Raw genomic sequence first — 8,557 nt, 5'->3', positions numbered from 1 at the left:
CCCGGCGCGCGCCCGCGAGGGTGCTCCGCCACCCGGCGGGGTCGACGATCTCCTGGGCGACGTTCGCCGTCATGGTGGCGAGGTCGACCCGCAGCGGCGGCAGCCCCGTCGCGTCGCCGTCCAGCCAGCGCACCCGGGCGGCCCCCGGCTTGCCCCGGGCCACCTCGACCGACGCCCGGGCGGGGTCGACCCCCACCACCTCGCAGCCGCGCTCCGCCAGCAGGAGCGCGAAGACCCCCGTCCCGCACCCGATGTCCAGCACCCGCCCGGCCCCGAGCCGCTCGGCGAGCTCCAGGTAGGCGAGCAGGTCGCCGCGGTCCGGGTCGAGCCGGTCGTAGATCGCCGCCAGCCGGGGGTGTTCGAACTCGTTCGCCATGGCCCGACCGTACAACTGACGCCCGGTCAGCCACCGGTCGCGCCCGTGGACCACCGGCCGCCCCGACTGCGCATCGTCATCGCCCCAGCTGCGCGCCGGTTCGACAGTCACGCAAAGTGATCAAAGAAACTCGCCCGCACGTTCGATTCTGACTTGAATCTTGGCGAACGAATGTTCGATCCTTGGACTCGTGGCCACCCCCGTACTTCTCGCGCAGGCGGCACCGGCGCCGGTTGAGGGCGGACCGGTGCTGGGCGGCCTGGTGCCCGGGCTCAAGCGCGGCCAGGCGGTCTCGGTCCTGGGGGACGCCGGGCTGCTGCTGGCGCTGGCGGCGGGCGACGGACCGGCCGGGGACGGCTGGGTGGCCGCGGTGGGGCTGCCGGAGCTGGGGCTGCTGGCCGCCACCGGGTACGGGATCGACCCCGGGCGGCTGCTGCTCGCGGACCGGCCGGGCGCGCAGTGGCCCGAGGTGGTGGCCGCGCTGGCCGGCGGCATCGAGGTGGTCCTGCTGCGCCCGCCCACCGAGGTGGCCCCGCAGCTGGCGGCCCGGCTCGGGGCGGTGCTGCGGCGGACCGGGTGCGTGCTGCTGGTGGCCGGCGACTGGCCGGGCGCGCAGCTGCGGCTGAGCGTGCGGCGCAGTCGCTGGGTGGGCCTGGGGGCGGGGCACGGGCTGCTGGCCGGCCGGCAGGCGGAGGTCCTGGTGGAGGGCCGGGGCGCCGCCGCGCGCGGGCGGTCCGGGTGGCTCTGGCTGCCCGACGAGCACGGCGTGGTCCGTGCGCTGACCCCGGCCGAGCAGGCCGGGGTGGACGGTACTCGGGGCGGCGCCCTCGCGCCCGCCGCGGTCGGGGTGGGGTCCGGCGGGCAGCCGTCGGGCGACGCGGTGGGGCGGGGTCGGCTGACGGCGGTGTGACATGGCTGCGGTCGAGACCGACGCGCCGCGCGTCCTGGTGGTCTGGTACCCCGACTGGCCGATCACCGCCACCGGCGGTGCCGAGGAGCACGGGGTGCCGGTGGCCGTGGTCGAGGACGGCCGGGTGCTGGCCTGTTCCGACGACGCCCGGCGGGCCGGGGTGCGGCGCGGCCAGCGGCTGCGGCTGGCCCACCGGCTCTGCCCCGAGCTGCGGCTGCGCGAGCGGGACCCGGAGGCGGAGACCCGCCGGTTCGAGCCGGTGCCGGCCGCCGTCGAGTCCTTCACCCCGCGGGTGGAGGTGCTGCGGCCCGGCCTGTGCGCGATCCGGGTCCAGGGCCCGGCCCGGTACTTCGGCGGCGAGCAGGAGCTGGCCGCGCTGCTGCACGAGGCGCTGGCCGCCCTGGACCCCGGGCGCGACCCGGTGCGGGCCGCCGACTGGGGCGGGCCGGCCCGGGAGCAGGACCGGGACCCGTCGGCCCCGGCCGCCGCGCTGCCCCGGATCGGCATCGCCGACGGCGTCTTCGCCGCCGTGCTCGCCGCCCGGGCCGGCGTGCTGGTGCCGGCCGGGCGGGCGGCGGAGTTCCTCGCCCCGTACCCCGTCGCCGTGCTGGCCGAGCAGCAGCCCGCCGACCGGCCGCTGGCCGACCTGCTGGTCCGGCTCGGCCTGCCCACCCTCGGCGACTTCGCCCGGCTGCCCGCCGGCACCGTGGCCGACCGGTTCGGCACCGCCGGGCAGGCCGCGCACCGGCTGGCCCGCGGCCTGGAGGCCCGCCCGCCGGCCACCCGCGCGCCGGGTCCGGAGCTCGCGGTGGAGCAGCTGTTCGACCCGCCGGAGCTGCTGGCCGAGCCGCTGGTCTTCGTCGGCCGGGCGCTGGCCGAGCAGCTGCACGAGCAGCTGGCCGGCGCGGGTCTGGCCTGCCGCCGGGTCTCGATCGAGGTGAGCTGCGCGGACGGCAGCTCGGCGGCCCGGCTCTGGCAGCACGAGGGCCGGCTGCCCGCGCCCGCGCTGGCCGAGCGGGTGCGCTGGCAGTTGCAGGCCTGGCAGACCGCGGGGCAGTTCGCGCCAGGGGCGGGAGGGTTCACCGCGCTGCGGCTGGTCCCGGACGAGCTGGTCCCCGACCACGGCCGGCAGTTGGCGCTGTGGGGCCAGGCGCTGGTCGCCGACCGGGTGGAGCGGGCGGCCGCCCGGGTGCAGGCGCTGCTGGGGTACGGCGGGCTGGTCCGGGTCGAGCGGGTCGGCGGGCGCGGGCCGGACGAGGTGCTGGTCAGGGTGCCCTGGGGCGAGGAGCCGGAGCCGGCCGTCGACCGGGACGCGCCCTGGCCGGGCCGGCTCGGCCACCCGGCCCCGGGCTGGGTGCCGCCGGTGCCGGTGCCGGTGACGGTGCTGGACGCGGCCGGGCAGCCGGTCCTGGTGACCGGCCGGGCCGAGGTCTCGGCGGCGCCCACCCAGCTGGTGCTGGCCGGCCGGATCTCGGTGGTCACCGCCTGGGCCGGCCCCTGGCCGGCCGTCGAGCGCTGGTGGGACCCGGACCTGGCCCGCCGCCGGGCCCGGTTCCAGGTCACCCTCGCCGACGGTCGGGCGCTGCTGCTCGTCCTGGAGGGCGGCAGCTGGGCGGTGGAGGGCGCCTATGCCTGACCGACCCGCGCCCGACGAACCGCCGGCTCCCGCCGCGGCCCCCGCACGTACCGAGCAAGGACCCCCGCACCATGGGCTTCGACAGCCAGCACCACCTCTCCTGGCCCCAACTCCGCCACCGGATGACCGCCCCGGCCGGCCGGGACGCCGCCGCGCCCGAGCCGCCGCGCGCACTCCCCCACCCGCCGCGCCCGGCCGCCGCCGACCCGGCCGTCCCCTGGGCCGAGCTGCACGTGCACTCCGCGTTCAGCTTCCTGGACGGCGCCAGCGAGCCGGAGGACCTGGTCGCCGAGGCCCTGCGGCTGGGGGTGGAGACCCTGGCGGTGACCGACCACGACGGCCTGTACGGCGCGGTCCGGCTCGGCCTGGCCGCCAAGGGCACCGGGCTGCGCACCGTCTTCGGCGCCGAGCTCGGCCTGCGCGGGACGGCCGGCCTGCCCGGCGAGCACCTGCTGGTGCTGGCGCGCTCGGCCACCGGCTACCGCCGGCTGTCCGCCGAGATCGCCGCCGCGCAGCTGGCCGGCGAGGGCAAGGGCCGCCCGGTGTACGCCTTCGACCGGCTCGCCGGGGCGCACGGCGGCGAGTGGGCGGTGCTCACCGGCTGCCGCGGCGGCCGGGTGCGGCGGGCCCTGCGGGAGGGCGGCGAGGACGCGGCGCTGCGTGAACTGCACGCGCTGGCCGAGGCGTTCGGGCGGGAGAACGTCTTCGTCGAGCTGATCGACCACCGGCTGCCCGGGGACGACCCGCGCAACGACCGGCTGGCCGCGCTGGCCGCCCGGGCCGGACTCGCGGTGGTGGCCTCCAACAACGTGCACCACGCCACCCCGGGCGAGGGGCGGCTGGCCCAGGGGCTGGCCGCGCTGCAGGCCCGCCGCACCGTGCTGGAGGCGGCCGGCTGGACCAGGGCGGCCGGCACCGCGCACCTGCGCTCGGGCGCCGAGATGGCCCGCCGACTGGACCGGTTCCCCGGCGTCCTGGCCGCCACCGCCGCGCTCGGCCGCGACTGCGCCTTCGCCTTCACCGCCCTGGCCCCGCAGTTGCCCGGCTTCCCGGTGCCCGAGGGCGAGACCGAGTTCGGCCTGCTGCGCGAACTCACCCTGCGCGGCGCCCTCGGACGGTTCGGCACCAGGGCCGAACACCCCGAGGCCTACGCCCAGTTGGCCAAGGAGCTGGACGTGGTCGAACGCCTGGACCTGGCCGGCTACTTCCTGATCGTCCACGACCTGGTGGAGTTCTGCCGCACCACCGGCATCTGGTGCCAGGGCCGCGGCTCGGCCGCCAACTCCGCGGTCTGCTACGCGCTGGGCATCACCGCGGTGGACCCGATCCGCTACCGGCTGCTCTTCGAGCGCTTCCTGAGCATGGAGCGGGACGGGCCGCCCGACATCGACCTGGACATCGAGCACCGCCGCCGCGAGGAGGTGATCCAGTACGTCTACCGGCGCTACGGGCGCGGGCACGCGGCCCAGGTGGCCAACGTGATCACCTACCGTCCCCGGCTGGCGCTGCGCGACGCGGCCCGGGTCCTGGGGTACCCGATGGAGCAGGTGAACGCCTTCTCCCGGCAGGTGGACTTCCACGGCCCGCCGGGCGAGGACGCGGTGATCCCGGCCGACGTGCTCGAACTCGGCGGCCAACTGCACGGCCTGCCCCGCCACCTGGGCATCCACTCGGGCGGCATGGTGCTGACCCGGGAGCCGATCGGCCAGATCTGCCCCACCGAGTGGGCCCGGATGCCGGGCCGCTCGGTGCTGCAGTGGGACAAGGAGTCCACCGCCGGCGCCGGGCTGGTCAAGATCGACCTGCTCGGCCTGGGCATGCTCTCCGCCCTGCACGACGCCTGCGACCTGGTCGCCGCGCACCACGGCCGCCGACTGGACCTCTCGACCATCCCGAAGGAGGACCGGGAGGTCTACGACATGCTCTGCCGGGCCGACACGGTGGGCGTCTTCCAGGTCGAGTCGCGGGCCCAGATGTCCACCCTGCCCCGGTTGAAGCCGCGCGAGTTCTACGACCTGGTGGTGGAGGTCGCGCTGATCCGGCCGGGGCCGATCCAGGGCGGCTCGGTCCACCCGTACCTGCGCCGCCGGGCCGGCCTGGAACCCCCCGACTGCCCGCACCCGTTGATGCGGCGGGCCCTGGACAAGACCCTCGGGGTCCCGCTGTTCCAGGAGCAGATGATGCAACTGGCCATCGACTGCGCCGGGTTCACCGGCGCCGAGGCGGACCGGCTGCGCCAGGCGATGGGCGCCAAGCGCTCCCACCAGCGGGTGGCCGAGCTGCGCAAGCGGCTGCTGGACGGGATGGCCGAGCGCGGCATCCCGCCCGAGGTGGCCGAGGACGTCTTCACCAAGATCGAGGCCTTCTCCAACTACGGCTTCCCGGAGAGCCATTCGATCAGCTTCGCCTACCTCGTCTACGCCAGCGCCTGGTTGAAGCACCACTACCCGGCGGCCTTCACCTGCGCGCTGCTGGCCAACCAGCCGATGGGCTTCTACTCCCCGCTCAGCCTGATCTCGGACGCCCGCCGGCACGGGGTCGCGGTGCACCCGGTGGACGCCAACACCAGTGCGGCGGGCCCGACCCTGGAGGGGCCGCGGGACTCCCCCGCGATCCGGCTCGGGCTCGGCACGGTGCGCGGGCTGGGCGCGGAGCAGGCGGCCGCGGTGGCGGCCGGTCAGCCGTACCGGGACCTGGAGGACTTCGCGCACCGCACCGCGCTGCCCGCCCCGGTGCTGGAGGCGCTGGCCACCGCCGGGGCGTTCCGCTGCTTCGGCCTGACCCGCCGTCAGGCACTCTGGGCGGCCGGTGCGCTGGCCGTGCGGCAGGCGGGCGAGCTGCTGCCGGGCACCACCCCGGGCGCCGGGGCGCCCGACCTGCCCGCGATGACACCGGTGGAGGAGACCATCGCCGACCTGTGGGCGACCGGCGCCTCGGCCGACAGCCATCCGGTGGAGCACGTCCGCCCGGCGCTGCGGCACATCGGCGCGGTCACCGCCGAGCAGTTGGCCGGGTTGCCGCACGGCCGGGAGCTGATCGTGGGCGGCCTGGTGACGCACCGCCAGCGCCCGCCGACGGCCGGCGGCGTGCTCTTCCTCAGCCTGGAGGACGAGACCGGCCTGATCAACGTGGTCTGCAACCGCCCGGTCTGGGAGCCGCACCGCCGCACCGCCCTGGACCGGGCCGGGCTGCTGATCCACGGCCGGCTGGAGCGCAACCAGGGCGCCGTCAACGTGGTCGCCACCCGGATCTCCCCGCTGCGGGTGGCGGTGGCCTGAGGGCGGTCCGCCCCGGGGGCCGCGCAGCGGCGCGGGCGCTACGACGCGCTGCGCAGCAGCAGCGCGGCGACCGGGACGAAGCCGCCCGCGCCCCCGGTGCCCGGGTCCCCGCCGACGGTGCGGCGGATCATCGCGCGGGCGATCCGCTGGGCCTGCGCCTTGGCCCGCTCGGCCACCGGGCCCCGGTGCCGCCCGTCCACGGCGGCGGCCCAGAGCTGCACCCAGCGCCCGTAGTGCTCGGCGGTGAGCGGCAGCGCGGCGTGCGGGGCGAACAGGTTGCGCCGGTACTCGCCGCTGCGCAGCAGCGCGGACGCCCAGAAGTCGGTGATGTGCGGCAGGTGGGCCGCCAGGTCCATCCCGGCGAACTGCGGCCCGATCAGCGGGTCGGCGAAGGCGGCCGCGTAGAAGCGGCGCAGCAACTCCTCCAGGTCCGCGCGTCCGGCGATGTCCTGGCGCATCCGTTCCTCCTGACTGCGGCCCACCCCCACCACCGTACTAGGGTGCAGGAATGATCGAACTGGTGATCTTCGACTGTGACGGCGTGCTGATCGACAGCGAGCCGCTCGGCGTCGAGGTGGACAAGGTGGCGATGGCGGCGTTCGGCCTGCCGATGGACGAGCAGGAGATCGTCGAGCGGTTCGTCGGCCTCTCCTACGCGGCGAAGACGGCGGCCCTGGAGCAGTTGCTCGGCCGCGCGCTGCCCGCCGACTGGTGGGAGGAGTACCGGCCGCTGCACAGCAAGCTGGTGGAGGAGCGGCTCGCCCCCGTGGCCGGGATCACCGAGGCGCTGGCGGCGATCGAGCTGCCCGCCTGCGTCGCCTCCAACAGCAGCCACCGCTGGCTGCGCCGCGGCCTGGGCCTGACCGGACTGTACGACCGGTTCGCCGGACGGATCTTCAGCGGCGCCGAGGACGTGGCGCACGGCAAGCCCGCCCCCGACCTGTTCCTGCACGCGGCCCGCACGCTCGGCGCCGACCCGGCCCGCTGCGTGGTGGTCGAGGACAGCCCGCACGGCCTGGCCGCGGCGAACGCCGCCGGCATGCCCGCCCTCGGCTACACCGGCGGGGTCAACCCGGCCGCCCGGCTGGCCGGCCCGGGCCGGGTGCTCTTCGCCGACATGCGCGAACTGCCGGGGCTGCTGGCGGCGCACGCCGGGTCGGCGGCGTAGCGCGCGGCCCGTGCACGTGCGCGGACTGTCCCCGCCCGCCCGGGCCCGTCTACGATGATCCGCGAAGCGGACCGGGGCAGGGCGAACGTCGGGAGGGCGCAGTGGCGGAGGGCGCAACAGGGGCACCGACCGTGGCCGAGCGGATCGAGCGGCTCTTCCAGTCGATCCGCAAGCCCAACCGCGACCCGTACAGCAACGAGGAGGTCGCCCGGGCCTGCCGCGAGGCGACCGGCGAGAGCTTCTCGGCGGTCTACCTCTGGCAACTGCGCACCGGGCGCCGGGACAACCCGACCAAGCGCCACCTGGAGGCGCTGGCCGGCTTCTTCCAGGTGCCGACCACCTACTTCTTCGAGGACGAGTCGGGCACCCGGATCGGCGAGGAGCTGATGCTGCTCGGCGCGATGCGCGACGCCGGGGTGCGCAACGTGGCGCTGCGCGCCGCCACCCTCTCCCCGCAGGGGCTGACCACGATCGCCGACCTGATCGAGGCGATCGCGCGCCGCGAGGCGGAGCAGGGCGCGGCCCCGCGCGGGGTGGCCCCGGCCCGGGCGGACGGGGCGGCGGCGGGCGGCAGCACCGCGCCCGGGGCCGACCCGGCGTCAGCACCCGCCGCACCGACGGGGCCCGACGCGGCGTCGGCCCTCTCGGCGCCGCGAGGGGAGCGGTGACCGGCGCCCAGCGGCGCAGGCTCTGGCGGCGCTGCCGGCGGCTCGCCGACTCGCTGGCCCTGCCGGACCCGCAGGACCTGCCGGCCCTGGGCGCGGTGCTGGCCGAACGGCTCGGCCGCCCGGTCGAGTTCCTGCCGCTGCCGGCCGGCTCCTTCGGCAGCTGCGGGGTGCTGGTCAGCACCGACCGGGCCGAGTACATCGGCTACCCGACCGGCACCACCCTGCTGCACCAGCGGCACATCGTGCTGCACGAGGTCGGGCACCTGCTCTGCGGGCACCGGGAGACGGCCGGCCCGGCGGGCTCGGCCGCGCTCGGCACGCTCGCCCCGCACCTGTCCGCCGAACTGGTCCACCGGGTGCTGGCCCGCGACGTCTACGACGACCTCCAGGAGCAGGAGGCCGAGCTGTTCGCCTCACTGCTGCTGCTCCGCCGGCCCGCCCCGCCGCGGGCCGGGCGGCCGGGCCGCGGCGGCGAGGCCGCCCAGCGGCTCGGCCGGCTGTTCGGGGCACCCGCGCGCGAC

7 protein-coding genes and 1 pseudogene are annotated in these 8,557 nt (G+C 77.1%); 6 read left to right on the top strand and 2 right to left on the bottom strand.

What is annotated here, in order from left to right; all coding sequences use genetic code 11:
- Window positions 1–376: pseudogene (locus tag ACFW1A_RS17270) on the bottom strand (class I SAM-dependent methyltransferase); the annotation flags it as partial.
- Window positions 377–566: 190 nt separating this feature from the next.
- Between ACFW1A_RS17270 and ACFW1A_RS17265 the strand changes: the two are divergent.
- The 3 genes from ACFW1A_RS17265 (at window position 567) to ACFW1A_RS17255 (ending at window position 6,200) form a co-directional block, all read left to right on the top strand.
- Window positions 567–1,286, top strand: coding sequence for a hypothetical protein (locus ACFW1A_RS17265; protein WP_380409874.1), 720 nt, complete (start codon window positions 567–569; stop codon window positions 1,284–1,286).
- A gap of 1 nt (window position 1,287) precedes the next feature.
- Window positions 1,288–2,922 carry a DNA polymerase Y family protein gene (locus ACFW1A_RS17260; protein WP_380409872.1) on the top strand — a complete coding sequence of 545 codons (1,635 nt, stop codon included), beginning with the start codon at window positions 1,288–1,290 and terminating at the stop codon, window positions 2,920–2,922.
- 71 nt (window positions 2,923–2,993) lie between these two features.
- Entirely contained in the window at window positions 2,994–6,200 is a 3,207-nt protein-coding gene (locus ACFW1A_RS17255; RefSeq protein WP_380409870.1) for an error-prone DNA polymerase, read from the top strand.
- Window positions 6,201–6,238: 38 nt separating this feature from the next.
- On the opposite strand, the gene ACFW1A_RS17250 is transcribed toward ACFW1A_RS17255, so the two are convergent.
- The gene (locus ACFW1A_RS17250; protein WP_380409869.1) at window positions 6,239–6,682 is read right to left on the bottom strand and encodes a group III truncated hemoglobin; all 444 of its coding nucleotides are present in this window, start codon (window positions 6,680–6,682) and stop codon (window positions 6,239–6,241) included.
- 26 nt (window positions 6,683–6,708) lie between these two features.
- Here ACFW1A_RS17250 and ACFW1A_RS17245 point away from each other — a divergent pair, with 26 nt between their 5' ends.
- From ACFW1A_RS17245 to ACFW1A_RS17235, 3 genes are all read left to right on the top strand, one after another.
- Window positions 6,709–7,368, top strand: coding sequence for an HAD family hydrolase (locus tag ACFW1A_RS17245; RefSeq protein ID WP_380409867.1), 660 nt, complete (start codon window positions 6,709–6,711; stop codon window positions 7,366–7,368).
- Window positions 7,369–7,499: 131 nt separating this feature from the next.
- On the top strand, window positions 7,500–8,036 hold the full coding sequence (locus tag ACFW1A_RS17240) for an XRE family transcriptional regulator (protein WP_380409865.1): 537 nt from the start codon (window positions 7,500–7,502) through the stop codon (window positions 8,034–8,036).
- Window positions 8,033–8,557: hypothetical protein (locus ACFW1A_RS17235; protein ID WP_380409863.1), on the top strand; the 525-nt coding region annotated here is incomplete at its 3' end. The genes ACFW1A_RS17240 and ACFW1A_RS17235, both read left to right, overlap by 4 nt.

This window comes from Kitasatospora sp. NPDC058965, from assembly GCF_042741245.1.
Classification (GTDB): Bacteria; Actinomycetota; Actinomycetes; order Streptomycetales; family Streptomycetaceae; genus Kitasatospora.
The sequence above is the reverse complement of the archived record's forward strand: the minus strand, read 5'-3'. Positions and strand labels throughout refer to the sequence as shown.

What these genes read in the sequence shown, in the direction of transcription:
- ACFW1A_RS17260 (WP_380409872.1), top strand. Translation starts at nt 1,288, where the DNA reads ATGGCTGCGGTCGAGACCGACGCGCCGCGCGTCCTGGTGGTCTGGTAC.
- ACFW1A_RS17245 (WP_380409867.1), top strand. Translation starts at nt 6,709, where the DNA reads ATGATCGAACTGGTGATCTTCGACTGTGACGGCGTGCTGATCGACAGC.
- ACFW1A_RS17255 (WP_380409870.1), top strand. Translation starts at nt 2,994, where the DNA reads ATGGGCTTCGACAGCCAGCACCACCTCTCCTGGCCCCAACTCCGCCAC.